A 25,491-nucleotide genomic window follows, 5' to 3' on the forward strand; every position below is an offset into this window, starting at 1 on the left:
CTTCCCCGTGACGTGGCGGCACAACCTGCCCATCACCATGTCATTGGGGGAGTTTTCCATGAAGAAAATCTATGCCAATGCCACCGAGGCACTCGATGGGGTGCTCGAGGATGGCATGCTGATTGCCGCAGGCGGGTTCGGTCTGTGCGGCATTCCCGAACTGCTGCTGGAAGCGATCAGGGAGTCGGGCGCTCAGGACCTGACCTTTGCCTCGAACAACGCGGGCGTTGATGATTTCGGTATCGGCATCCTGCTGCAGACCAAGCAGGTCAAGAAGATGATCAGCTCTTACGTCGGCGAGAACGCGGAATTCATGCGTCAGTACCTGGCCGGGGAACTTGAGCTGGAATTCAACCCGCAAGGAACACTGGCCGAGCGTATGCGCGCGGGCGGTGCGGGCATCCCCGGATTCTACACCAAGACCGGCGTAGGTACGGTGATTGCCGAAGGCAAAGAGCATAAGGATTTCAACGGCGAGACCTACATCATGGAAGAGGGAATCTTTGCCGACCTCGCCATTGTCAAAGCCTGGAAAGCCGACGACACCGGCAACCTGATCTTCCGCAAGACTGCGCGTAACTTCAATGTACCTGCTGCGACCTGCGGCAAGGTCTGTATTGCGGAAGTCGAGGAAATCGTTCCCCGCGGCTCCTTGGACCCGGACTCGATCCACCTGCCCGGTATCTACGTGCATCGCATCATTCAGGGCGAGCACGAAAAGCGCATCGAACAGCGCACCACCCGCAAGAAGGAGGACGCATAATGCCCTGGGACCGCAATCAGATGGCCGCCCGCGCGGCGCAAGAGCTGGAAGACGGCATGTATGTGAACCTCGGCATCGGCATTCCGACGCTGGTGGCGAACTATGTGGGGGACAAGGACATCACCCTGCAATCCGAAAACGGCATGTTGGGCATGGGCCCCTTCCCCTTTGAGGGCGAGGAAGACCCCGACCTGATCAACGCCGGCAAGCAGACGATCACCGAACTGTCCCGCACCTCGTACTTCGACAGCGCCACATCCTTTGCAATGATCCGGGGCGGCAAGATCGCCGCGGCCGTTCTGGGCGCGATGGAGGTGGACGAGGAAGGCGATCTGGCCAACTGGATGATCCCCGGCGTGCTGGTCAAAGGCATGGGTGGCGCGATGGATCTTGTGGCCGGTGTGGGCCGTGTGATCGTGGTGATGGATCACACCAACAAGCACGGCAAGTCCAAGCTGCTGAAGAAGTGCACTCTGCCCCTGACCGGCAAAAAGGTCGTCAACCGCATCATCACCAATCTGGGTGTTCTGGATGTGGTCGAAGGTGGCCTGAAAATCGTTGAACTTGCTGAAGGTGTCGCCGAGGATGAGATTCGGGCGGCGACCGAGGCGAAAATCGTCAACTGACGTCCCACCAGAGTTAAGGCCCGCCAATCGAGCGGGCCTTTGTTAGTTCAGTGTTTGGAATACGCATCCATCCGAGATCAACTCGGGCGGCGTGGCGCATAAGGCCTTGGCCACCTGAAAGGCGGCCAACACCTTGGGAACGTAGTCGCGTGTTTCCGCATAAGGCGGCACCCCGCTGTGCTTGTGCACAGCCCCCTCACCGGCATTGTATCCTGCCAGAACCAGAATCGGGTCGTTGCCGAACTCTTCCATGAGCCAGTTGAGGTATTTGACTCCTCCGGCAATGTTCTGCTCGGGCACGAGGCTGTCGTTGACGCCGAATCTGGCCGCCGTTGCAGGCATCAATTGCATCAATCCCTGCGCCCCGGCAGAACTAACTGCTTTTTCCCGTCCAGCCGACTCAACAGAGATCACCGCCAGCACCAGCGCCGGAGAAACCTTGGTTCCAACGGTTGAGCGAAGGATATCCACGCCGCGCTTCTGCGCAATATCCTGAAGCGTCTGCAGTCGTGGCGACGCTACTCCGGTCGACGCCAAAGCCTGAATTGCTTCGGTCAGTCGGCCAGAACTGGCATTTGCCAGATCCGGAGAAACTCGGTTCCAGAACGCTTTGTAAGAGCCGACGGGTTTAGAGGCAGCCCCGGCCTGTGGCAGGTTTCCGGGCGGTACTTTGGTACGCGCGATAATTTTAGATACGACCAATTCTGCACCGGTACTGGGCGCTGAAGGTTGCGCTGCATGTTCTTCAGGAGAGATTTGAACGGTCACACGGGGACGGCTGCCCGGTTTGGGCGCTTTGATACGTTTGTAAACACCGCGCGGTTCCTGCTCGGCGGCGAACACTGTGGACGCATCGGTCGTCAGCAACACCGCAGCAATTGCGCTCACAAGAGCGTTTCTAAAAACCATCTTTGCCTGCCTCAATTCGTCTTTTGGTTGAATTTGAACTCTGAATCGGCCTGCAACGCCAGAAAAACAAAGCGAATTGGGGCAATTTTGCCTCATTTGGCGCAATTTTGCACCGCCCGGATACGTACCAACAGAAAAGTTCAAACTATTTTTTGTTTAAAATCTGATGGTTACAAAAATTCCCAACAAAAAGTTAAGCTTAGAGAGAAAAAAATGCCGTTTGGCCCAATTCCTGCCACGCCGACCCGTCAAACATAGTGCCATACCGAGACGATCGGGAGCGGACTGAGAGAGAATGCTCTGGAAGACGCCGAGGTTAAATTACTTTTGATCCTTTAGGAGGGACGTAACATGATCAAGTTCATCAAGAACTTCCGTAAAGACGAAGACGGCGCCGTAACCGTTGACTGGGTCGTTCTGACCGCAGCCGTTGTTGCTCTGGCAGCCATCGCATACAACCAAGTTCGCACCGGCACCAGCGATCTGGCGGGCGACGTGAACAGCGCCCTGCAGGGTGCAAATGTTGGCTCGATCAACCTGGGCAACAGCAACTAATCCGCGACTGCGGAATAGCCTAACTGTATCGACGTAAAGTCGTGTGTGGGGGTCATGTCTTGGATAGAGGCATGACCCCTTGTTTTTAACCACTGTTGAATTGGTGACCTTATGCTGACCCAACTAAAACTCTTTGGGCCGGATGAAAGCGGCGCAATTACAGTCGACTGGGTAGTGTTGACCGCAGGCATTGTTGGCCTGGGAGCGTTGATGTACTACTACCTGAGTGGACCAATTGAAGAGATCGACAGAAAAAACGGGGAAGCCCTCGCGAACATTCAGGTCGATCCGATTTCCTTCGACTAATTGACCAGCGCTGGGCACTTCCGCTCAGATTTCGCACATCATTTCGCGAAATAGCTTACAAAATTCAGGATTGTCCCATTTTTGAACACAATTGGGACTTACTGTGAATTTCGAACAGAAGTGATGCTGGGCATCTTGGTATCGCAAACAAAGAAGAGACGAGGGACAAATGCGAGCTGTTTTTGGACTTGTTCTGGTTATCGGGGTCGCCCTGGCTGGGGGGGCTGTCTATTTGGCCCGCGACTATATTTCAGAGAATCAGGCCCAACTGGCACTGGAGAGGCAACTGCGTGAAGAGGCACTGGCCAACGTCAAATCGGTTCCGACCGTTGGCGTTATCGTCTCCAATCGATCGCTTCGGTACGGGGAAAAGCTGACACAAGAAGATGTGCGTGTCGTGCATTGGCCGGAAGACGCGATTCCCGAGGGGTCGTTCGTGGATTTGGCCGCGCTCTTTCCGGAAACCGGCAACAATGACCGATTTATCCTGCGAGCGATGGAAAAAGACGAAGCCGTGATGGAAGTGAAAATTACAAGACCCGGTGAAGCAGCCGGGCTTACCTCGCGTCTCGAAAAGGGCATGCGCGCTTTTGCCATCAGCGTTGACGTATCCTCTGGTGTGTCGGGTTTCCTGCGCCCAGGCGACAGGGTCGATGTCTATTGGACCGGATCATTGCGCGGCCTGGTTGATGGGGCGGGAGGAGAAATCACCCGTTTGATTCAAACCAACATCGAGTTGATCGCCGTAGACCAAACCGCTGGGTCGGACATCACCGGAGCGACGATTGCTCGCACAGTCACCGTTGCCGCAACACCGGAACAGATTGCGGCGCTGGCCCAGGCTCAGAACACCGGGCGGCTGTCACTGGCATTAGTAGGGGTACAGGACGAAACAATCGCCAGCGCGGTAGAAGTCGATCAGAGGAAGCTTCTGGGAATCAAAGAAGCAGCGCCCGCTCCCGTTAAAGCTGAAAAGAAGGTTTGCACCATTCGTACCCGTCGCGGCGGCGAGACAGTGGAGACCCAAATACCCTGCACAAACTGACGCCTAATCAGACTGTTAGGTGGTGAGGGCCGCGCATTCTGCGCGGCCCTCTTCGTTGCATTGTTGCGCATTATCCACATAAGGAAAATTCCAGAAACCATTGATTATTGCAAAAAAACTGGTTTTCGCGCAGGGTTCCGAGACATAGGGCACAAGACCCGAAAAAACATAGTGGTGATCGGAGAGGCAGGTCACATGACAATACGTTCCTGGATCAGCGCAACCCTGATGGGGTTGACGCTTGTTATGGGTCCGATCGGCGACGCCGCTTGGGCTGAAAATCTTCGCGTGGTGAAAAAGGGGACGGCGGAATCGCTGGATGTCCCCATTAACCGCGCGATCGTAGTGGAAAGCGAAGTCCCCTTCGCTGAACTCAGTATCGCGAACGCTGGTATCGCGGATATCTCATCGCTTTCAGAACGCACAATTTATGTTCTGGGTAAGGCGCCGGGTCTGACGACGCTGACGCTGTTTGACGGTGCCGGTAACCTGATCACGAATGTTCAGGTTCGTGTTTCACCGGATGTCACAGAATTTAAAGAACGGCTGCGTCAGATTTTGCCTAGCGAACAAATCGAGGTTCGCACCGCAAATGACGGGATCGTGCTGTCCGGTACAGTGTCCAGCAGCGCGAAACTGGCCCGTGCCCTAGAACTCGCCGAGCGGTATGCACCCGAGCGTGTTTCGAACCTGATGAATGTCGGCGGCGTTCAGCAAGTGATGCTCAAAGTGCGCTTTGCCGAAATGAACCGGTCCGTCGCCAAGAGCCTGACGGCATCACTCGGTTTCGGTGGTGGCGATGTCACTGGTGGCTTCAATACTTTGAACACGCAGGGTGCGCTGACCAACGCTTTGAATAATAATATCCCGTTAACCCAAACCAACACAGGCGCAATTCTGTTTGGCTTTGGCGCTGGATCGACGCAGGTCCGGTTGTTGCTGGAAGCCCTTGAATCCAAAGGGATGGTTCGCAGTCTCGCGGAACCAAACCTGTCTGCGCTTTCCGGTCAGGAAGCGATATTCCTTGCAGGCGGAGAAGTCCCGATTCCAGTGCCGCAGGGCGATGGTGTGGTCGCAATCGAGTACCGTCCGTTCGGGGTCCAGCTCGACTTTGTTCCTCGTGTCGTGGATGGAAACCTGATCAATCTCGAACTGACCGCCGGTGTTTCGAGTATCGACCCCAACTCCAACACGTCCATCAACGGCGATCCCGTTCCGACATTCATTGTTCGTCAGACCAGCACAACAGTTGAACTGCGCGATGGTGAGAGTTTTGCGATTGCAGGTCTGCTTCAGGATGATTTCACCGATCTGAACAATCAGATTCCATGGCTGGGTGACGTACCCATTCTGGGCGCGCTGTTCCGCAGTGCTCAATACCAACGTGAGCAAAGTGAACTGGTAATTATCATTACCGTGCATCTGGTGACACCGACTCGGGGCGAGGCGCTTGCCCTGCCCACGGACCGCGTGAAACCGCCCAGCGAGTTTGACCTGTTCATTAACGGCCAAACCGCACGAACAGAGCGCGCGGGCAACGGCGCAGCCTCAGAAGTGGCCAAACAGGACTTTGGCAGCTCCTACGGCTACGTCCTGGATTGATTGGGAGGATTGACCAATGCAGAAGTGGATCATCATCCTGGGTCTTACCGCCTCATTCGCAGGTTGCACCCGCGAAGCCGGCTATGAGATTGACCAGGGCGCATTCGGAAATGCGACACTGAACAATATCCAGGTTACAAACGGTGAATTGTCCTATGCACAAATCCTGGGCCAGCGTTTTGCCGCCGAGGTTCCAACACAGATCAACTTTGCCTTTGACAGTGCACAGCTTGATGCATCGGCTCAACGTATTCTGTTGCAGCAGGCCGATTGGATCAAACAATTCCCAGAGGCTCGGTTCCGTGTATACGGCCACACCGACGCCGTAGGGTCTGTGGCCTATAACAAAGCCTTGGGCCAGCGCCGCGCCAATGCGGCGGTTGCATTCCTTACCCGGCAGGGCATCTCGCGGAACAGGTTGGAAGCGGTTGTTTCCTTCGGTAAGTCCAGACCCCTGATCGATACACCGAACAGGGATCGGCGTAATCGCCGCACAGTCACCTCAGTTTCCGGTTTCGTTGATCGGCATCCGCAGCTTTTGGATGGTAAATACGCCGAAGTCATTTACCGAGAATATGTCGAGAGCGCCGTACCAAGAAGCGAATTGACTTGGCAGCCCGATCTCGGCGGTGGCGACGAGTAAGACAATAAAACGTGATTGGGCGGCATCGTCGCCCAATTCCCAACAATTGGTTCTTTTGCGCCTAAATCTCGCCCAACTTTCAAGCGACATTGAAAACAATAGGGTGACCTGCGGCCAGGATTGACCGCACCAGGGCGACAGCAGACCAGAACATTTCTTCCAAAGATTGTGCGGTTTGCTCAGCCCTCTCTACGAGGATTGTGTTAATGACGAGCGCGACGCCGCAAGACGAAAATACAAGCATTCTGGCCTGCACCGTCAGCCGGGACGTTCAGAATTTCGATCTTCTTATCGAAGATATGGAAGCCTCGCTGGGGGAAAGGTGGGGTGACCTGGGATTTGCCGAAGCACTCGCATTTTTTAGCCAGCCCGAGGCCGAGTCGTTGCAGTTTATTGCTCTGGCCCTTGATGGCGAGGACGAAGACAACCTGACCCTGATGGGTGAGATCATTACGCAGGCCAAAGAAAAAGGCATCAAGGTCGTATTGATCGCAGAAGATGTGACGCCTGCTTCACTGCACCAGCTGCTGCGCAGAGGTGCAGACGAATTTGTCCCCTACCCGCTTCCCGAAGGTGAATTGCAGGAAGCTATAGATCGGATGAATCAACCCGATCCGGTCGTCGCCCCTCAGGCTGCAGTTACTCTGTCGGACAGTTCAGCGAAGGAAGGCGCCCTGTTTGTTGTACAGGGACTGGCCGGTGGCGTGGGTGCAACAACTTTGGCCGTCAACCTTGCCTGGGAACTTGCGACTGTATCTGACAAAGACGCACCCAAGGTCTGTTTGATCGATCTGGATCTGCAGTACGGTACCGTTTCGACTTATCTGGACCTTCCCCGGCACGAGGCAGTGTTTGAAATGCTGTCGGACACTGACACTATGGACGAGGAAGTCTTTGGTACGTCACTGCAGACATTCGAAGAAAAGCTTCAGGTCCTCACGGCACCCTCCGATATGGTTCCGTTGGACATTATCACGCCCGAAGACGTCCAGCGGGTGATCGACACGGCCCGCGCGCATTTTGACTATGTGGTTATCGACATGCCGAAAACGTTGGTGCATTGGTCCGAAACAGTTTTGCAGGCCGCCCATGTTTATTTTGCTTTGCTCGAACTGGACATGCGATCTGCCCAGAACGCGCTGCGACTGAAACGCGCGCTGCAGGCCGAGGAACTTCCGTTCAACAAGCTGCGGTTTGCGATGAACCGGGCACCCAAATTCACTGATCTCAGCGGCAAGGGTCGGGTCAAACGCATGGGCGAAAGCCTGGGCATTTCGATTGACTTGCTTCTGCCGGATGGTGGCAAGCAGGTCATGCAAAGCGGTGACCACGGTCTGCCCCTGGCAAGTTCCGCCGCGAAAAACCCGCTTCGACGGGAAATCGCAAAGCTAGCGCAATCGCTTCATAGCCTGGGCAGCAGCAGCGCCGAGGCCGCATAGCACGAAGGGGAGCCGCCGTGTTTTCAAGATACAAGAAACAACCCGCCGCGCAGCCAGTAGATGCGCAACCACAAGCTCAGGCAACCGCTGCGACTACACCTGAAGCACAGGTTTCGCAAAGCACGGCAATGGTTCGGAAACCGATCAAGAAAAAGGTGGCCGAGGTTGTCGGCACCGACAAAGAGCGTAAACGCAAAGAGCGTTTGGGCGAGATCAAGCTGGAACTGCACCGGGAACTGCTCGAAAATCTCAACCTCGCTGCGCTGGAAAATGCCGCTGAGGCAGAATTGCGGGCCGAGATCAGTGCGATTGCAAGCGAAGTTCTGGAAGCCCGCAACATTGTTCTTAACCGTGAAGACCGCACGCAGCTGAACAAAGAGCTCTATGACGAAGTCACAGGGTTGGGACCGCTTGAGACCCTTCTACAAGACGATTCCGTCAACGATATTCTGGTGAACGGCCCGCAACAGATTTTCGTGGAACGCGCGGGCAAGCTGGAAATCAGCGACATTACATTCAAGGACGAAAAGCACCTGATGCGGATCATCGACAAGATCGTGTCCGCCGTGGGTCGTCGTGTCGATGAATCCAACCCGTATGTTGACGCCCGTCTGGCCGACGGCTCGCGTTTCAACGCCATGGTGCCGCCAATCGCGGTGGATGGTTCGTTGGTTTCCATTCGTAAGTTCAAAAAAGACAAGCTGGGCATTGACGATCTGGTTAGTTTCGGCGCGTTTACCGAGGAAATGGCCGCCTATTTGCAGGCTGCCGTGTCCACCCGCCTGAACATCATCGTTTCGGGCGGTACCGGTTCCGGTAAAACGACGACGCTGAACGCACTTTCCAGTTTTATCGACGACGCTGAACGTATCCTGACCATCGAGGACACAGCGGAACTCCAGCTTCAACAGACGCATGTGGGTCGGATGGAAAGCCGCCCGCCAAACGTCGAAGGCAAAGGGGAAGTCAGCCCACGCGACTGTCTGAAGAACGCCCTGCGTATGCGCCCCGACCGCATTATCGTGGGCGAGACACGCGGCGCCGAAGTGATCGACATGTTGCAGGCCATGAACACCGGTCACGACGGCTCGATGACCACGATCCACGCCAACTCGGCCCGTGACGGGATCTCGCGTCTGGAAAACATGATCGCCATGGCCGGGATCGAAATGCCGATCAAGGCGGTGCGTAGTCAGATTGCCTCGGCTGTGAACCTGATTGTACAGGCCAGCCGCCTGCAGGACGGTTCGCGCCGCATGACCTCGATCACCGAGATCACCGGTATGGAAGGCGACGTGATCTCGATGCAGGAAATTTTTAAATTTCAACGCGTTGGACTTACTCCGGACAACAAGATCATCGGCCATTTCACGGGAACAGGTGTGCGCAGCCACTTCTCGGAACGCTTCCGTCTGTGGGGCTTTGATCTGCCGGCGTCCATCTACGACCCAACCACGATGTAGGAGACCAGGGTTATGCAACTCCCAACAGAGGCGCTTATCTATGTCGCCATATTTGTCGGCGTTCTTGCTCTGGTCGAAGGTATCTATCTGGTCGCCTTCGGAAAATCCATCAGCCTGAACAGCCGGGTCAACCGCCGCCTCGACATGATCGACAAGGGTGTCGGTCGCGAACAGGTTCTGGAACAGCTGCGCAAGGAAATGCGGCAGCACATGAAAAGCCAGAGCATTCCGCTTTATTCCCTGCTGGCGGACAAGGCGCAGAAAGCTGCGATCGCTTTCAGCCCACGGCAACTGATCATGATCATGGCCCTGGTTTCGGGCATGGCTTTCATGGCGCTTAGCATCGGTACGGCGACTGACGCTGCCCTGCGTGCAGCGATTTCGGTCGCCATCGGTGTTGGTGCTGTCTATGCCTGGGTCAACAACAAGGCCAAAAAGCGGATGGCTCTGATTGAAGAGCAGCTTCCGGACGCAGTGGAACTGATGGTCCGCTCGTTGCGTGTCGGTAACCCTTTCGCATCTTCCGTTCAGATTGTCGCGTCAGAGGTCGAAGACCCTCTGGCGACGGAGTTCGGCGTGATTTCGGACGAAGTTGCCTATGGTCGGGAAGTCGGCGAAGCACTCAAGGAAATGGCTGAACGCCTGGATATGCAGGATTTGCGCTTTCTTGCGGTTGCGGTGTCCATTCAGCAGCAATCTGGTGGTAACCTTGCTGAAATTCTGGCCGGCCTGGCCAAAGTGATCCGCGCCCGGTTCCGCCTGTTCCGCCGCGTCAAGGCGATCACCGCCGAAGCACAGTGGTCAGGGAAATTCCTGTCCGGCTTTCCCGTGGCCTGTCTGGTGTTCATTCTGGTCAAGGATCCGAACTACTATGACTCGGTTCTGGATCACCCGTATTTCATTCCGGCATGTTTCTTTGTCGGCATCATGCTGACGTTGAATCTGATCGTCATGCGCATTCTCACCAACATCAAGGTCTGAGGTCACTGCCATGGAAATCCTTTCGCAAGCAAATGAGTTTCTGACACAACACCTTGGTGAGTTCGGCCCTCTGATCGTTATCGGGGTCTTGGGTCTTTTCATGATCCTGATCACCATTCCGATGATCCTGAATCAGCCGGAAGACCCGTTAAAGAAACTGCAGCGGTCCAATACTCCGCCCAAGAAAAGCAAGAAAGACAAGAAAGAGCGCCTCCGCAACTCGGGACAGAACGAACAACTTGAGAAGTTTGCGAACTTCCTAGAGCCGAAGAGTCAGGAAGAATACTCGGCGGTGCAACTCAAACTTCGTCAGGCGGGGTATCAATCCAAAGACGCGGTGCGGTTTTTTCATTTCGCCCAGTTTGCGTTGGGATTGGCCGGGCTTCTGATTGGAGTCCTGTTGGTGACCGTCTTTGCCGGCGATCAGGAATTCGATGCTCAGCAACTTCTGATCCGGGTCCTTGTTCCTGGCGCCATCGGCTATTTCATTCCCAAGTATTGGATCACCCGTCGCGTGGCCGAACGTGAAGAGGCAATCACAGCCGGCTTCCCGGACACTCTGGATCTGATGCTGGTCTGTGTCGAGGCCGGCCAGTCCCTGGATCAGGCCATTGTGCGCGTCGCTTCGGAAATGAAGGCGTCCTACCCCGACATCGCGCTCGAGTTCGAAGTTGTCGCCCACGAAATGAAGGCGGGTAAAGAAAAGGACTCGGTCTTGCGTGATTTTGCGACACGATGTGGCGTGCAGGACGTCAGTGCCTTTGTCACCGTGATGATTCAGTCGGCAACATTCGGTACATCAATCGCCGAGGCATTGCGGGTCTACGCCGGAGAAATGCGTGACAAGCGCGTGATGCGCGCCGAAGAGGCCGCGAACAAGTTGCCAACCAAAATGACACTTGCCACAATGATGCTGACCGTGCCTCCGTTGCTGGTCATTCTTGTGGGTCCTTCGGCAAAAGGTCTTACGGAGTTCGGCAGCGGCGGTGGAACAACCACCGGACTTTGACACCCCGATGAACCCGGCAATTTCTGCTGCCCTCGGACGGCTTCGAAATGCAGCTCAGGCCATCATGGTATTCGCCATGGTGGCCTCTTGCACAGATGACGGATTCGGCGACGATCCTTTCGCACCAGGGGTTGATCCAAAAGGGGCACCCATTGATGAAATCGCGGTTGGCAATCGTTTGATGGCTGCGGGCGAATATGAACTGGCGCTTGAATCATTTACCCGTGCTGCCCTGAACGAAGGGATGACGCCTGAAGTTCTGACATCCATCGGCACGGCAAATCTGGGGCTGCGCCGGCTAGGGCAAGCGGAACCTCTGTTGCGTCGTGCTGTCAAAAACGAACCAGATTGGCCCGTGGCCTGGAACAATCTTGGTGTCTTTTTGATGGAAACCGGTGAATACGCCGAAGCGGCACAGGTCTTTCGGCAGGCTTACGCGCTGGACAATGGCGAAAGTGACGCAATCCGTGACAATCTGCGGTTAGCACTCGCAAAAATGGAAAATCCTGCTAATAATACCCCTAAAGAACAAGAATTTGAGCTGGAGCAACAAGGGAACGGAGAATTCCTGTTGCGTAAAATCCAGTAACAGAGGCAAGAGCAGTAGAGGACGCAAAAATGCGCCAACCCTTCTTGATTCCGACCATCGTTGCGTGCGGGGTGGTTCTGACCGCCTGTGCAAAAGAAACCGAAGAGGAAAAGGTCGAACGCACCTTTCAGGAAGTGAACGTCATTGACGAGACCAACCTGAATGACGTGATGCTGAGCGCCGCCAATCCGAACGAAGCCGTAACCTATTTCCAGGGCGCGGCGGCCAAGAATCCCGACAGAATAGACCTGCAGCGTGGGCTGGCTTTCTCTCTCACGCGGGCCAAACGCAGCACCGAGGCCGCCGCCGCATGGAAGCGTGTCACTCAAATGAAGGGTGCAAGCAACGCGGACAAAGTCGAGTACGCCGATGCGTTGGTGCGCAGCGGCAACTGGAACGGCGCCAAGACGACGCTGGATTCCATTCCTCCGACCTATGAAACATTCAAAAGGTATCGGCTTGAGGCTGTCGTCGCCGACTCGAACAAGGACTGGAAACGTGCGGATCAGTTTTATGAAACCGCTGTGGGCCTGACAACGCGCCCGGCCGGTGTCATGAACAACTGGGGATATTCCAAGTTGACCCGGGGTCAGTATTCCGAGGCTGAACGCCTGTTTACAGAAGCAGTCCGCCAGGACAATTCCCTGTTCACTGCAAAAAACAACCTCGTCCTGGCGCGCAGCGCGCAGCGGAAATACAGCCTACCGGTTGTTCCAATGAGTCAGACCGAGCGTGCGCACCTGTTGAACACGATGGCCATCTCGGCGGTCAAACAGGGCGACATTAAAACAGCCAAAAACCTGTTCCGCGAGGCAATCGCCACGCATCCTCAGCACTACGACGAAGCTGTCCGCTCTCTCCGCGCGCTCGAGGAAGCCTGATCCATGGCCATACCGGCGCTGGCGGCGGCATGGTTCTTACCTTTTGTGCTGCCGATCTGCTTTTACGTGGCGTTCACGGACATGCGTGAAATGCGGATCAAGAACCATGCAGTTTTGGTGCTGGCGCTGGTCTTCGTCGTCGTAGGTTTTTTCGTGCTGCCTCCGTGGTCCGGAGCGTGGGTCTCGGGCAATGTTGGGCCACTGGCTTTGACCCTGCCCGTATATGTCTGGCAACTGCTTCATATCATTGTTGTTTTGCTGATCGGGATTGTTTTGAACGCAGCCGGTGTCATGGGGGCCGGGGACGCCAAGTTTTGTGCCGCTGCGGCCCCGTTTATCTGGCTGGGAGACGTGCTTCTGGTTCTGATCATCCTGATGGCAACGACGCTTGCCTCTGTTGCCGCACACAGGCTGGCAAAACACACAAGGTTGCGCCAAATCGCGCCACATTGGGAAAGCTGGGACAGCGGCAAGAAGTTCCCCATGGGTTTCACATTGGCCGGCGCGCTGTCCATCTATTTGATTCTGGGCATAATTAACGGATCGTAAACAATCATAAGCCCGCCTTGCCTGCGCCTTGGTCATGCCACAAATCCGCGCCACATTTTCCCAAGCTGCCCCGCGTGGGGCGATTGGTGTGACGACAGGACAGACGAGCGACGCTCATGAATATGCAGACCACCGCCGTTATGGCCCCTCCTGCCCCCAAAGGGTTGGGCGAAATGCAACTCCCGCTGGTGATGATGCGGGATATTCTGCTGAAAACAATCTTTCGCAAAAACGTGAATACCGTCACCGAAGTGGCCGAGGCGATCTGCCTACCGGGTTCCGTGACCCAGGAACTGATCGACATCGCGCGCGAACAGAAGCTGATCGAGGCAACCGGCACGCTGAATGCCAACAGCGGCAACGAGATGGGGTACCAATTGACCGACGCCGGCAAGGCGCGTGCTCTGGATGCGCTCAGCCAGTCGGAATATTTCGGCGCCATGCCTGTACCGCTTGACGTGTATCGCGAGCAGGTAAAGCGTCAGTCGATCCGCAACATTCAGGTCACCCGAGATCAACTGACAGGTGCGATGGGCCATCTGGTCCTGCCCGACAGCTTGCTGGATCATCTGGGTCCGGCGGTTAGCGCCGGACGTTCGATCCTGATGTATGGCCCGCCGGGTAACGGTAAATCGTCGATTTCTAACGGGATTCGCGACGCGCTGGGGGACAATGTTTATGTCCCGCGCGCCATCGAATATTCCGGTCAGGTGATCACCGTTTACGACCCGATCGTGCACACGGCCATTGAACAGGAAGCCGACGACCCCAACAGTCTGCGCCGCCGCAAACGTTTCGACACGCGATATGTGCAGTGCGAACGTCCGACTGTTGTGACCGGTGGTGAACTTTCGCTCAGCATGCTTGACCTGGTCTACAACCCGACCGCGCGAACGTATCAGGCGCCTTTGCAGCTGAAATCGACCGGTGGCATCTTCATCGTGGACGACCTTGGCCGTCAGCAGGAACCGCCCCAGGCGTTGATCAACCGTTGGATCGTCCCGCTGGAAGAAAGTAAGGACATTCTTGGCCTGCAGTCGGGAGAAAAGTTCGAGGTTCCATTCGATACGCTGGTCATCTTCTCGACCAACTTCCACCCGAATGAAATCTTCGACCAAGCGGCCCTGCGCCGTATCTTCTTCAAGATCAAAATCGACGGCCCGAACCAGGAGAACTTCCTGAAAATCTTTGCAATGGTGGCCCGCAAACGCGGTATGCCGCTGGACGAGGCGGCGCTGGTGCATTTGCTGAAGGTCAAATACCCGACCATCAACAACATCTATGCGAACTATCAACCGATCTTCCTGATCGACCAGATGATCTCGATCTGCGAATTCGAGGGCATCCCCTATCAGATGAGCCCGGACCTGATCGACCGCGCCTGGTCCAACATGTTCGTCAAAGACGAGAAAATCGTAAAATAACGCCATGCCAATCCGGCGCGGAGACGGGTAGTCTGCCTCCATGACGCAGATTCCCGCCCGGATTCAAGACTGGTTCACCGCCAGGGGTTGGTCCATCCACCCACATCAGCAAGACATGTTCGACCGTGCGCGCGACCCCGCAACCTTGCTGATCGCGCCTACCGGTGGCGGCAAGACCATGGCCGGGTTTTTGCCCACCTTGGCGGAATTGTCCGGTGGGTCTTATTCGGGTTTGCACACAATATACGTCTCGCCACTCAAGGCTTTGGCCGCGGATATCCGACGCAACCTGCGCATCCCGGTTGATCAAATCGGCTTGCCTATCCGGATTGAAGATCGCACCGGCGACACTTCGGCCACGCAAAAGAAACGGCAGCGAGTGGATCCGCCCCATATCCTGCTGACGACGCCCGAAAGCCTGGCTCTGTTGACCTCATATGAAGACGCGCCGCGCATGTTTGCCGGGGTGGAGCGAGTGATCGTCGACGAGATTCACGCCCTTGCTGAAAGCAAGAGGGGTGACCAGCTTATGCTGGCTCTGGCGCGCCTTCAGACCCTCTGCCCAGATCTGCGTCGAGTCGGGCTTTCCGCTACTGTCGAAGACCCCGAGGCGATTGCCCGCTTTCTAGCCCGCCATCCGGATCCATGTGAAATCATTCAGGCGGACCCCGGTCCCGACCCCGACATTTCGATGCTGGAAACTACGGAAATGCCACCCTGGTCCGGCGGTGGGGCCGCTTATGCGATCCCCGCCGTTTTGGACCAGATCAGGCGCCACAAAACAACGCTGGTCTTTCACAATACGCGGGCTCAGGCCGAGATATTCTTTCATAATCTCTGGCTTGCCAATGACGAAGGGTTGCCCATCGGTATTCATCACGGCAGCCTCGACCGACAACAGCGCGAACGGGTCGAAGCTGCCATGGTACGCGGAGACCTGCGCGCGATAATCTGCACCGGCAGTCTGGACCTGGGCATTGACTGGGGAGACGTCGATCTGGTGATCCAGATTGGCGCGCCCAAGAACGTCAAGCGGCTTGTGCAGCGGATCGGACGCGCGAACCATCGCTACAACGCGCCTTCCAAGGCTCTGCTGGTGCCTGCAAACCGGTTTGAGGTGGTCGAATGCGTCGCAGCCCTTGAAGCTGCGAGGGCTCATGAACTGGACGGTGAACCGCGCGGCCGGGGTCCAAGGGATGTCTTGTGCCAGCATATATTGATCACCGCTGCCGCGGGTCCGTTTCAGGCCGATACGCTGTATGCAGAAATGACTAATGCCGGTCCCTATGCGCATCTTTCCCGGGCCGAGTTCGACGCTTGCCTCGACTTCTGTGCCACCGGTGGCTATGCGCTGCGCGCCTACGACCGCTGGCAACGGCTGCAACAGCGACCCGATGGTTCATGGCAATTGCGCGATCCCCGGGCGGCGCAACGTATCAGGATGAATCTGGGCACGATTCAAGACACCGACACCCTGAAAGTTCGCCTGAAACGCAATCGGGGGGGCAAGCCTCTGGGCGAAATAGAAGAAGGCTTTGCCGCGTCACTTACGCCCGGTGACACATTCCTGATCGGCGGGCAGATCGTGCGTTACGAAGGCCTGCGCGAAATGGTGGTCGAAGTCAGCCGGCGCGCAGACAAAAAGCCCAAGATTGCAACCTTCATGGGCACGAAGTTCGCCACATCCACACAGCTAAGCGACCGAATTCTGCGCATGTTCGCATTGCCTGACTGGCCGCAGCTTCCGCCCCACACGGCGGATTGGCTGGCCCTGCAGCGAGACATGTCCCGCCTGCCCCAACGCGACCGGCTGCTGATCGAGAGCTTTCCAAATGACGGCCGCGAAAACCTTTGCGTCTATGGATTTGCCGGACGCAACGCACAACAGACCTTGGGCCTGCTGCTGACCAAAAGAATGGAGGAAACGGGTCTCGCTCCGCTGGGGTTCGTAGCCACGGATTACGCCACGCTGATCTGGGGGCTGGATGCGGTGACCGACCCACGCCCCTTGTTCAATCTGGATGCTCTGCGTCAAGGGTTGGAGACTTGGCTGGCAGGGAATGCCGTGATGAAACGTACTTTCCGCGCTTCGGCCACAATTGCCGGTCTGATTGAACGCAACACCGGCGGTCAGCGCAAATCGGGTCGGCAGGCGACGTTTTCGTCCGACATCCTTTACGATACACTACTGAAATACGACCCCGACCATCTTCTGATGCAGGTTACCCGAGAAGAAGCCATGCGGGGCTTGGTTGATTTCGGGCGAATAGAAGCGATGATTGCCCGTATTGGCGACAGGATCGACTTGATGCGGTTGAACCGTGTCTCGCCCCTTGCCGCGCCACTGTTTCTGGAAGTTGGGAAAGTCCCCGTCAAAGGCGCCGCCGAGGAACGGTTGCTGGCGGAAGAAAGTGCACGTCTGATGAGCGCGGCCGGTCTGACCATGGGTTGAAGCCACTTGCAAATCCGAACGGAAACGGCAAAGAACAGATCATGAACGCTTTTGAATTCTCGTTTTCCGGCCAGCGCATGATTGCATTGGGGACAGGCGCTTTGTGGTGGCCCAAGCAAGACCTACTGTGTGTTTCCGATCTGCATTTGGGAAAGTCCGAGCGTATAGCCCGGCGTGGCGGCCCTACCCTGCCTCCGTATGACAATCGCGAGACGCTGAACAGGCTAGCAGCGGATTTGACACGGGCGATTGCGAAAACGGTTGTCTGTCTGGGCGACAGCTTTGACGATCTGGATTCTTCCCGCTCAATGGACACGGCGGACAGATTACAAGTTACTTCTCTGCAGGCAGGTCGGCGATGGATCTGGATCGAAGGCAACCACGATCCGGGTCCGGTTGAACTCGGCGGAGAGCATTTGACGGATTGGTCATGCGGACCGCTGACCTTTCGCCACATCGCGCAAAAAGACGCCAAATGCGAAATCTCGGGTCATTATCACCCTAAGGCACGAATAAGCGTCAGAGGCCGTTCGATCACCCGCCCCGCGTTTCTTATGGACAGCAGAAAGTTGATCCTTCCGGCCTACGGTACCTATACCGGCGGGCTGCGCAGCACTGACGGGGTGCTGTCCGCATTGATGGCTCCGGATGCGCAGGCCATTCTGACCGGACCTCAACCCCAGATCATTCCGATGCCTCGCTAGGTCAAAGCAAACCGGCCTTTTCCAGCCCGGGGCGGTATTTCCGACTGACGGGAACCAGATCATCGTTGCAGAGTTTCAGGTAAGTTCGGCTACCCTGTTTCTCGACCCCGACAATAGCTGCACCCGTCACCCAATGCGACCTATGGGTACAGTAACCCGGCTCAGGGTCCATCTCTTCGATCGCATCGGTAAAGCGCGAGCGAATTGTGAATATCCCGGCGGACGTGACAACATCGACGTAGTGGTCCCGCACCGTCAGGCGATACACCTGACCATCGAAACCGGGCGACAGGCGGCGATACAGGCGGGGCACCGGCTGGGGTTGCGGATCATAAACCTCCCCCTCTCGTTGCCGTATCAGCATCAGACCAGTGGCCAGCATCACGCCGTACGGCATCACCATCAAAGGGCCCGGCGATTCCTGGCCACTGAACGTGAATACCAGCCAGGTCAGCAACCACAACGCCGGCGCAAACTGAGCTAGAATCAATAAGGCGAAGGCCGCGTCGCGAAGGTACACTGTTGTGTGGTGAATACGTTCACGCACCAGTTTTCCTGCGACCCATGTCACGGTCAGAGCCAGAGCGATGACACCGGTCCAGAATGCCAGACGAACAGGATAGGAGATATTCACGTCTCGAAATGGAGCAAAGGAATACGCCAACAGAGGAATAAGCACGAAAGCGGCCAATACCCGCTGAAGATTGAAATGTACGAAAATTGGGCTCAGTTTCGACATGGCACTTAGTAACAAACTCCGCCCAAGGCCCAGCCTTCACACCCCGGTCGGCCTGAAGATTCTCAGCTTAACTGGCTGGAATTGAAGGTTTATCACCGGTTGGCTTATATTCAAACCCACTAACTTGCGAATTAGTGATGCTGTCAGGACATGAAAAAGGGCCGAAAAGCGCGACGGCTTTTCGACCCTTTTCATTCAACGACGCGCGTGACTGGCGTCAGGCTGTCAGGCCTTCGGGTTCCGGCAGACCGTTCGCCCGGCAGCATGCGGTCAGAGTGTTGGCCAGCAGGCAGGCAATTGTCATTGGCCCAACACCACCCGGCACCGGCGTGATCGCACCTGCGCGCTCAGAGGCGCTGGCATAGTCCACGTCACCTACCAGCTTGTTCCTGCCGTCGCGCTCGATCCGGTTGATACCAACGTCGATCACTGTGGCGCCTTCCTTGATCCAGTCACCGGGCACCATTTCGGGGCGGCCAACGGCGGCCACGACGATATCGGCACGGCGCACAACATCCGGCAGGTCTTTGGTACGCGAATGCGCAATGGTCACGGTGCAGCTGTCGCCCAGCAGCAGTTGCGCCATAGGCTTGCCCACGATGTTAGAGCGCCCGATCACAACTGCATCCAAACCGGACAGCGAACCGTGATAATCGCGCAGCATCATCAGGCAACCCAGCGGCGTGCAGGGGACCATCGATTTTTGCCCTGTGCCCAGCAGACCAACGTTGGAGATGTGGAAGCCGTCGACATCCTTAGCCGGATCGATGGAATTGATCACCAGGTCTTCGTTCAGATGCTTGGGCAGCGGAAGCTGCACCAGAATACCATGCACGGTGGGATCGTTGTTCAGCTTGTCGATCAGCGTCAGCAGATCCTCTTCGGAGGTGTCGGCATCCAATTTGTGCTCGTACGAGTTCATACCGACCTCGACGGTCATCTTGCCTTTCGAGCGGACGTATACCTGGCTCGCCGGGTCTTCTCCCACCAGAACCACAGCCAGGCCCGGAGTGATGCCGTTTTCTTCCTTCAGCTTCGCAACCTGATCGGCCACCTGCGCGCGTACTTTGCCGGCAAAGGCCTTACCGTCGATAACCTCAGCTACCATCCTTTGATCCCTTCTCTCCAAAAGCGGATCGGGCGCAAAAAGCGCCCGGTTATTCAGTCGGGGCCGAGCACACGTTCCTCACGAGCGATCGACCAGTCAATCAATATGCGCCATAGTCGTTCGGCCAATTCTGGGTCCATCCCCAATTCACCGGAGCTTGCACGCACGCGCTGCACCACTTCTTCGACACGATCCGGAATTCGGGCCGGCAGGCCCTCGCCCGGTTTCAGCTCGGACGCGCGGTCGATGTAGGACGCACGCGTCACCAACATTTCGATCAGTTGGCGATCCAGCTTGTCGATCTGAGCCCGCAGTTCCTGCATCGAATGACAGTCTTGCGGCGGTGTCAGAGTGGGCATTGCGATCTCCTCATGGCCCGGGGATTCCCCGGACCACGAGATGTCTTATTCGGCGGCTTAGAACAAGCCCTCGATCTCACCTGCGTCATTGAGGCAGATCGATTCCGCGGCAGGTTTGCGCGGCAGGCCGGGCATGGTCATGATCTCGCCGCAGACGACGACGATAAAGCCGGCACCGGCGGAAAGGCGAACCTCGCGCACCGGAACCGAGTGGCCGGTGGGCGCGCCGCGCAGGGACGGGTCAGTCGAGAACGAATACTGCGTTTTCGCCATGCAGACTGGCAGGTTGCCATATCCCGCAGCTTCCCAGTCTTTCAGCTGGTTGCGGATCTTGGCATCAGCCAGAACCTCGTCCGCGCGGTAGATGCGCTTGGCGATGGTTTCGATCTTCTCGAACAGCGGCATGTCGTCGGGGTAGATCGGCGCAAAGTTCGCGCTGCCACCTTCGACGATTTCGACAACCTTCTCGGCCAGCGGTGCGGAACCATCCGAGCCCAGCTCCCAGTGACGCGACAGGATCGCTTCGACACCGTGCTCACCGCAGTAGTCTTTGACCGCCTGAACTTCGTCATCGGTGTCGGTGACGAAGTGGTTGATCGCGACGACAACTGGTACGCCGAACGATTTCACGTTCTCGATGTGACGACCCAGATTGGCGCAGCCCGACACGACGGCGTCGACATTCTCGGCGCCCAGATCGGCCTTGGCCACACCGCCGTTCATCTTCATCGCGCGCACGGTGGCAACCAGAACGACTGCCGACGGTGCGATACCTGCCTTACGGCACTTGATGTTCATGAACTTCTCGGCACCCAAGTCGGCACCAAAGCCGGCTTCGGTCACGACATAGTCAGCCACTTTCAGAGCGGTCTTGGTTGCGATGACCGAGTTACAGCCGTGTGCGATGTTTGCGAACGGGCCGCCGTGGACAAAGGCCGGGTTGTTTTCCAGCGTCTGCACGAGGTTCGGCTGCATCGCGTCTTTCAGCAGCACGGTCATTGCGCCTTCGGCCTTGATGTCGCGGCAGTAGACCGGCGAGCGGTCGCGGCGGTAGGCCACGATGATGTCGCCCAGGCGCTTTTCCAGATCCTGAAGGTCGGTAGCAAGGCAGAGGATCGCCATGACCTCGGATGCCACGGTGATGTCATATCCTGCTTCGCGTGGGAAACCGTTCGATACGCCACCCAGAGAACAGGTGATCTGACGCAGCGCACGATCGTTCATGTCGACCACACGACGCCACACGACGCGGCGCATGTCGATGGCCTGCTCATTGCCCCAGTAGATGTGGTTGTCGATCATGGCCGACAGCAGCGAGTGGGCCGAGGTGATGGCGTGGAAGTCGCCGGTGAAGTGCAGGTTCATTTCTTCCATCGGAACAACCTGCGCGTAACCGCCACCTGCAGCGCCGCCCTTCATGCCGAAGTTCGGGCCAAGCGAGGCCTCGCGGATACAGATCATCGCGTTCTTGCCGATGCGGTTCAGACCGTCGCCCAGACCTACGGTGGTGGTGGTCTTACCCTCACCCGCAGGTGTCGGGTTGATCGCGGTCACGAGGATCAGCTTGCCGTCCTCACGGTCCTGCACCGAGTTGATGAAGTCCTGGCTGACCTTTGCCTTGTCGTGCCCATAAGGCAGCAGGTCGTCGCTGGAGATGCCCAGCTTGGCGCCGATTTCCTGAATCGGCTTCTTGTTCGCTTCGCGGGCGATTTCGATGTCGGATTTGTAGCTCATTGGGCAGGGTCCCTGGTTGAATGCCGTGCAAAACCGACGCGGTACGTCGGCGCTGGGTAACCCATACCGTTGTGTACATTCCCGATGGATATGGATTCCGACATAATCATGCCGTGAAACGGCGTGGCGCTATTTCCACGGTTTCAAATCGGAAACGTCCGGCCTCTATGGTGCCCACGCCCTTTGATCCGGAACGAATAACCTCATTACATCGCCCACCTTCAATTCACCGGGTCGTTCGACCCAAGCCGTTACCCCGCGCCGCCCCGCGGCGGCTGGTTTGAACGCAGCCCCGTGACCGGGTAGATCTGCTTCGATCTCTTTACCGGGAAACACGCAGGGGCGGTTTTCCATATCCACGGTAATCGTCAAACCACCCGTTGCCTGCAACCGCGACGATGGTGGGATATGGGTAAAATCAGGAATTCCGCGCAATACGATACTGGCACCCAGGAAAGACGGATCCAACCAGTCCAGCGCCATATCCTTTGCAATAATTTCCATTTCGTCTGCCGACAGAACCGAGAGCTGGCGAACATTGCGGATTTCAGTCCCGCTCGGGTAGAGATTTCTTACTCTCGAACAGGACGCCCGATTGACCCCTTCGTGCCGGGCACCGCGCTCGCCTGAGAAATTCAGTTCCAGCCTGTCGACTGCCCGCGCGCGCAAAGAGCCGCCCGCCGGGACATGCCCAAGCCAGGTCACTTCACCAGAATATTCGGTTTCCCTGAGCACCGGCATCTTTGCATTTCTCCGGCCCCGGCGATCGTGAATGGAACCCGCAACGCACAGATAGCCGGAGCAAGAAATCTGGCGACAATCAGGGCTTGGACGACTCAGCCCAAGCCTTTGAATAGAGGCAAATGGCCAGAATCGTCACAACGACAAAACCCAGTTCCATCAATTCCTCGCCGACGATCAAGCCAAATTCGAACAAAGGCGAAATTTCAATCCCAAACGGGCTGAGTTTACGACCCGCGCCGTCGATACCTTTCGAAACAACAGCCAGAGAAAAGGCCGCTATCACCGCCCAAACCCAGGCAAGCTTGTCTCGCATTCCATGCACCACTTCGTGCCAGTTGTAGCGGACCAATCGAACACAGACGACTAAGACCAGTGCTACAACGGCCAAACCAACCAGCTTTTCAACCAATGGGGCGTCACCGGAATACAGGCGCGCCTGCAGGATACCCTTGCTGAGAAACTTCTTGTCGAAGTCCATCTCGCGCGCCGCGAACAACAAAAACAGCACAGGGACATGCCAGCTTTGTCGCAGAACGTTTGGGGGAAACAGCCAGGTAAACGTCGCCGCAGCAAATACCCAAAGGATAGCTGAAGCGACCTCAACCGGGCCACTTTCGGTCGTAACGGAGCTCAGGCCACCACCGTACCATAATGCAAACGAAGCACTGGATGCTGCAATTGCCGCGGCCACCCAGAAAGGCACGAGACCAACGGCACCCATTGGCCTTTCGGCATAGATCGACTTCACCTGTATTACCTGCGTCATGTTTTTGTTACATAGGCACGCAGGATTTGGGAACTGTCGTCGAGCGTTGCAACGGCCCCGACATCACAAAGGCCGGAGGTGATCTCCGGCCTTGTTTTATTCTACAACTTTTTTGGCAGATCAGGCTGTTGGCTCCGGCTCCATGCCACCGTCGGGAGGGGATTTCTTGGCTTTGGTCTTGGGAATGGCCGTGACGCTTGGCGCGTTGCCTTCATCCGGGCTGTCGCCTTCATCGTCGCTTTCGTTGGGCGACTCGCCATTCATGACGCGCTTGATCTCATCTCCCGTCAGGGTCTCGTATTCAAGCAGCCCTTGCGCCAGTCTTTCCCAACCTTCGCTCTGCTCGGTCAGGATCTGGTAGGCGCGTTCATAGCCTTGCTGGATCAGGCGCTTCACCTCTTCCTCGATCAGCTCTTTTGTATGAGCTGATACCGAGAACCCGGCTGTGTTGCCCTGATAGCCCTCATGAGCCTCGGCATAGTCGATATTGCCGACCTTGTCCGACATACCCCAGCGCATCACCATGGCGCGCGCCAACTGGCTGGCCTGCATGATGTCTCCCGCCGGACCGTTCGAGACGTGGTCTTCACCGTATTTGATCACCTCGGCAGCTTTGCCGGCCATGGTCATGGCCAGCTTTTGCTCACATTCATCACGGTGATAGTTCAGACGATCCATTTCCGGCAGGGACACAACCATACCCAGCGCACCACCGCGCGGAATGATCGTCGCTTTATAAACCGGATCACACAACGGCAGGGTCAAACCAACCACGGCGTGACCGGCCTCGTGATACGCGGTTTTTTCCTTCTGGTCCTGCGTCAGCACCATCGAGCGCCGCTCGGCCCCCATCATTACTTTGTCCTTGGCGTTCTCAAAGTCTTCCATGGTGACAAAGCGACGACCCACACGCGCAGCCATCAGCGCCGCCTCGTTCACAAGGTTGGCCAGATCAGCACCCGAGAAACCCGGTGTACCACGCGCAATGATGCGCAGATCGACATCGGGGCCCAGCGGCGTTTTGCGTGCGTGAACACCCAAAATCTTTTCACGACCTTTAATGTCGGGGTTGCCGACAGTGACCTGACGGTCGAACCGGCCCGGACGCAGCAGTGCGGGGTCAAGAACGTCCTTACGGTTGGTGGCTGCCAGAATGATCACGCCTTCATTGGCCTCGAACCCGTCCATCTCGACCAGCAACTGGTTGAGCGTCTGTTCGCGCTCGTCATTGCCGCCGCCGTAACCGGCACCACGATGGCGACCCACGGCATCGATCTCGTCAATGAAGACGATACAGGGCGCGTTCTTCTTGGCCTGTTCGAACATGTCACGCACACGGCTCGCACCCACACCCACGAACATTTCGACAAAGTCGGACCCCGAGATGGTGAAGAACGGTACGCCCGCTTCGCCTGCGATTGCACGCGCGAGCAGCGTCTTACCGGTCCCCGGAGGGCCCACCAGCAGCGCGCCTTTCGGAATCTTGCCGCCCAGACGCGAGAATTTCTGCGGGTTGCGCAGGAATTCCACAATCTCTTCCAGCTCTTCTTTTGCTTCGTCGATCCCGGCCACGTCGTCAAATGTCACACGGCCATGCTTTTCCGTCAGCATCTTCGCCTTGGACTTGCCAAAGCCCATCGCCCCGCCTTTGCCGCCGCCCTGCATCCGGTTCATGAAATAGATCCAGACACCGATCAGCAGCAGGAAAGGAAGAATGCTGAGGATGAAGGTCTGGAATCCGGACTGCTGCTGCTTTTCGGCGCGAACAGGAATGTTTTTGTCGATCAACAGCTTCGTTACTTCGGCGTCGCTGGGCTTGATCGTGACATAGTCGCGATTGTCGTTTGTGCGATAGCGAATCTGTTCACCGTCCAGCGTCACGTTGGTGACATCTCCGGCATCCACGGCGCTGACGAATTCGGAATAAGTTCTTTCGTTGCTTTGAAGCGTTCCGCCCGATCCGCTGAACAGATTGAACAGTGCAAGAATCAACAGGAACAGAACGACCCAGAAGGCGATGTTACGAGCGTTGCCCAAGGAAAATCTCCTAAAACGTTTCGACAGACGGGGATCTGTCGCGTTGCTTCTTAAAATAGAGATG

Annotated in this window: 25 protein-coding genes; 17 read left to right on the forward strand and 8 right to left on the reverse strand. The window is 56.7% G+C overall.

The genetic code is table 11. The features are described 5' to 3' along the window. Nucleotides 1–58 precede the first annotated feature (58 nt). Nucleotides 59–763 (forward strand): CoA transferase subunit A, encoded by a 705-nt coding sequence (locus AC2TDJ_RS07190; RefSeq protein WP_480840677.1) that lies wholly within the window; start codon nucleotides 59–61, stop codon nucleotides 761–763. Next, on the forward strand, nucleotides 763–1,389 hold the full coding sequence (locus AC2TDJ_RS07195) for a CoA transferase subunit B (RefSeq protein WP_480840679.1): 627 nt from the start codon (nucleotides 763–765) through the stop codon (nucleotides 1,387–1,389). Before AC2TDJ_RS07190 ends, AC2TDJ_RS07195 begins: the two co-directional genes overlap by 1 nt. A 42-nt stretch (nucleotides 1,390–1,431) precedes the next feature. On the opposite strand, the gene AC2TDJ_RS07200 is transcribed toward AC2TDJ_RS07195, so the two are convergent. Then, nucleotides 1,432–2,298 (reverse strand): lytic transglycosylase domain-containing protein, encoded by an 867-nt coding sequence (locus AC2TDJ_RS07200; protein WP_480840681.1) that lies wholly within the window; start codon nucleotides 2,296–2,298, stop codon nucleotides 1,432–1,434. A 351-nt stretch (nucleotides 2,299–2,649) separates the two neighbouring features. On the opposite strand from AC2TDJ_RS07200, the gene AC2TDJ_RS07205 reads away from it, so the two are divergent. From AC2TDJ_RS07205 to pdeM, 15 genes are all read left to right on the forward strand, one after another. Further along, a complete protein-coding gene (locus AC2TDJ_RS07205; protein WP_480840683.1) occupies nucleotides 2,650–2,853 on the forward strand; it encodes a hypothetical protein in 204 nt (67 codons plus the stop codon). 111 nt (nucleotides 2,854–2,964) lie between these two features. Continuing rightward, nucleotides 2,965–3,159: a hypothetical protein gene (locus AC2TDJ_RS07210; protein ID WP_480840685.1), complete on the forward strand. Its 195-nt coding sequence runs from the start codon at nucleotides 2,965–2,967 to the stop codon at nucleotides 3,157–3,159. A gap of 169 nt (nucleotides 3,160–3,328) precedes the next feature. Then, a complete protein-coding gene (gene cpaB, locus AC2TDJ_RS07215) occupies nucleotides 3,329–4,204 on the forward strand; it encodes a Flp pilus assembly protein CpaB (RefSeq protein ID WP_480840687.1) in 876 nt (291 codons plus the stop codon). Nucleotides 4,205–4,399: 195 nt separating this feature from the next. After that, a complete protein-coding gene (locus tag AC2TDJ_RS07220) occupies nucleotides 4,400–5,806 on the forward strand; it encodes a type II and III secretion system protein family protein (RefSeq protein WP_480840689.1) in 1,407 nt (468 codons plus the stop codon). A 16-nt stretch (nucleotides 5,807–5,822) separates the two neighbouring features. Continuing rightward, nucleotides 5,823–6,449, forward strand: a complete 627-nt coding sequence (locus tag AC2TDJ_RS07225) for an OmpA family protein (RefSeq protein ID WP_480840691.1) — start codon at nucleotides 5,823–5,825, stop codon at nucleotides 6,447–6,449. Between the two features lie 206 nt (nucleotides 6,450–6,655). Then, nucleotides 6,656–7,888: a CpaE/TadZ family protein gene (locus AC2TDJ_RS07230; protein WP_480840693.1), complete on the forward strand. Its 1,233-nt coding sequence runs from the start codon at nucleotides 6,656–6,658 to the stop codon at nucleotides 7,886–7,888. A 17-nt stretch (nucleotides 7,889–7,905) separates the two neighbouring features. Beyond that, the gene (locus tag AC2TDJ_RS07235; protein ID WP_480840695.1) at nucleotides 7,906–9,351 is read left to right on the forward strand and encodes a TadA family conjugal transfer-associated ATPase; all 1,446 of its coding nucleotides are present in this window, start codon (nucleotides 7,906–7,908) and stop codon (nucleotides 9,349–9,351) included. A gap of 12 nt (nucleotides 9,352–9,363) precedes the next feature. Further along, the gene (locus AC2TDJ_RS07240) at nucleotides 9,364–10,332 is read left to right on the forward strand and encodes a type II secretion system F family protein (protein ID WP_480840697.1); all 969 of its coding nucleotides are present in this window, start codon (nucleotides 9,364–9,366) and stop codon (nucleotides 10,330–10,332) included. Nucleotides 10,333–10,342: 10 nt separating this feature from the next. Continuing rightward, nucleotides 10,343–11,341 carry a type II secretion system F family protein gene (locus tag AC2TDJ_RS07245; RefSeq protein ID WP_480840699.1) on the forward strand — a complete coding sequence of 333 codons (999 nt, stop codon included), beginning with the start codon at nucleotides 10,343–10,345 and terminating at the stop codon, nucleotides 11,339–11,341. A 64-nt stretch (nucleotides 11,342–11,405) separates the two neighbouring features. Next, nucleotides 11,406–11,930 (forward strand): tetratricopeptide repeat protein, encoded by a 525-nt coding sequence (locus tag AC2TDJ_RS07250; RefSeq protein WP_480841429.1) that lies wholly within the window; start codon nucleotides 11,406–11,408, stop codon nucleotides 11,928–11,930. A 29-nt stretch (nucleotides 11,931–11,959) separates the two neighbouring features. Then, on the forward strand, nucleotides 11,960–12,811 hold the full coding sequence (locus AC2TDJ_RS07255) for a tetratricopeptide repeat protein (RefSeq protein ID WP_480840701.1): 852 nt from the start codon (nucleotides 11,960–11,962) through the stop codon (nucleotides 12,809–12,811). Between the two features lie 3 nt (nucleotides 12,812–12,814). Next, nucleotides 12,815–13,360: a prepilin peptidase gene (locus AC2TDJ_RS07260; protein ID WP_480840703.1), complete on the forward strand. Its 546-nt coding sequence runs from the start codon at nucleotides 12,815–12,817 to the stop codon at nucleotides 13,358–13,360. A gap of 116 nt (nucleotides 13,361–13,476) precedes the next feature. Then, nucleotides 13,477–14,784, forward strand: coding sequence for a P-loop NTPase family protein (locus AC2TDJ_RS07265; protein ID WP_480840705.1), 1,308 nt, complete (start codon nucleotides 13,477–13,479; stop codon nucleotides 14,782–14,784). A 40-nt stretch (nucleotides 14,785–14,824) separates the two neighbouring features. Beyond that, a complete protein-coding gene (locus tag AC2TDJ_RS07270) occupies nucleotides 14,825–17,236 on the forward strand; it encodes a ligase-associated DNA damage response DEXH box helicase (RefSeq protein ID WP_480840707.1) in 2,412 nt (803 codons plus the stop codon). Nucleotides 17,237–17,277: 41 nt separating this feature from the next. Next, on the forward strand, nucleotides 17,278–17,940 hold the full coding sequence (gene pdeM, locus AC2TDJ_RS07275; protein ID WP_480840709.1) for a ligase-associated DNA damage response endonuclease PdeM: 663 nt from the start codon (nucleotides 17,278–17,280) through the stop codon (nucleotides 17,938–17,940). 1 nt (nucleotide 17,941) lies between these two features. On the opposite strand, the gene AC2TDJ_RS07280 is transcribed toward pdeM, so the two are convergent. The 7 genes from AC2TDJ_RS07280 to ftsH form a co-directional block, all read right to left on the reverse strand. Beyond that, a complete protein-coding gene (locus AC2TDJ_RS07280) occupies nucleotides 17,942–18,679 on the reverse strand; it encodes a LytTR family DNA-binding domain-containing protein (RefSeq protein WP_480840711.1) in 738 nt (245 codons plus the stop codon). 217 nt (nucleotides 18,680–18,896) lie between these two features. After that, nucleotides 18,897–19,787 carry a bifunctional methylenetetrahydrofolate dehydrogenase/methenyltetrahydrofolate cyclohydrolase FolD gene (gene folD / locus AC2TDJ_RS07285; protein ID WP_480840713.1) on the reverse strand — a complete coding sequence of 297 codons (891 nt, stop codon included), beginning with the start codon at nucleotides 19,785–19,787 and terminating at the stop codon, nucleotides 18,897–18,899. A 53-nt stretch (nucleotides 19,788–19,840) separates the two neighbouring features. Beyond that, nucleotides 19,841–20,146 (reverse strand): chorismate mutase, encoded by a 306-nt coding sequence (locus AC2TDJ_RS07290; protein WP_480840715.1) that lies wholly within the window; start codon nucleotides 20,144–20,146, stop codon nucleotides 19,841–19,843. A gap of 57 nt (nucleotides 20,147–20,203) precedes the next feature. Next, nucleotides 20,204–21,880, reverse strand: coding sequence for a formate--tetrahydrofolate ligase (locus AC2TDJ_RS07295; protein ID WP_480840717.1), 1,677 nt, complete (start codon nucleotides 21,878–21,880; stop codon nucleotides 20,204–20,206). A gap of 165 nt (nucleotides 21,881–22,045) precedes the next feature. Beyond that, nucleotides 22,046–22,621 carry an MOSC domain-containing protein gene (locus AC2TDJ_RS07300; protein ID WP_480840719.1) on the reverse strand — a complete coding sequence of 192 codons (576 nt, stop codon included), beginning with the start codon at nucleotides 22,619–22,621 and terminating at the stop codon, nucleotides 22,046–22,048. Nucleotides 22,622–22,700: 79 nt separating this feature from the next. After that, a complete protein-coding gene (locus AC2TDJ_RS07305) occupies nucleotides 22,701–23,390 on the reverse strand; it encodes a hypothetical protein (RefSeq protein WP_480840721.1) in 690 nt (229 codons plus the stop codon). Nucleotides 23,391–23,510: 120 nt separating this feature from the next. After that, the gene (gene ftsH / locus AC2TDJ_RS07310) at nucleotides 23,511–25,427 is read right to left on the reverse strand and encodes an ATP-dependent zinc metalloprotease FtsH (protein ID WP_480840723.1); all 1,917 of its coding nucleotides are present in this window, start codon (nucleotides 25,425–25,427) and stop codon (nucleotides 23,511–23,513) included. Nucleotides 25,428–25,491: the final 64 nt, after the last annotated feature.

The sequence above is a fragment of the Ruegeria sp. HKCCD6647-2 genome (assembly GCF_057221075.1).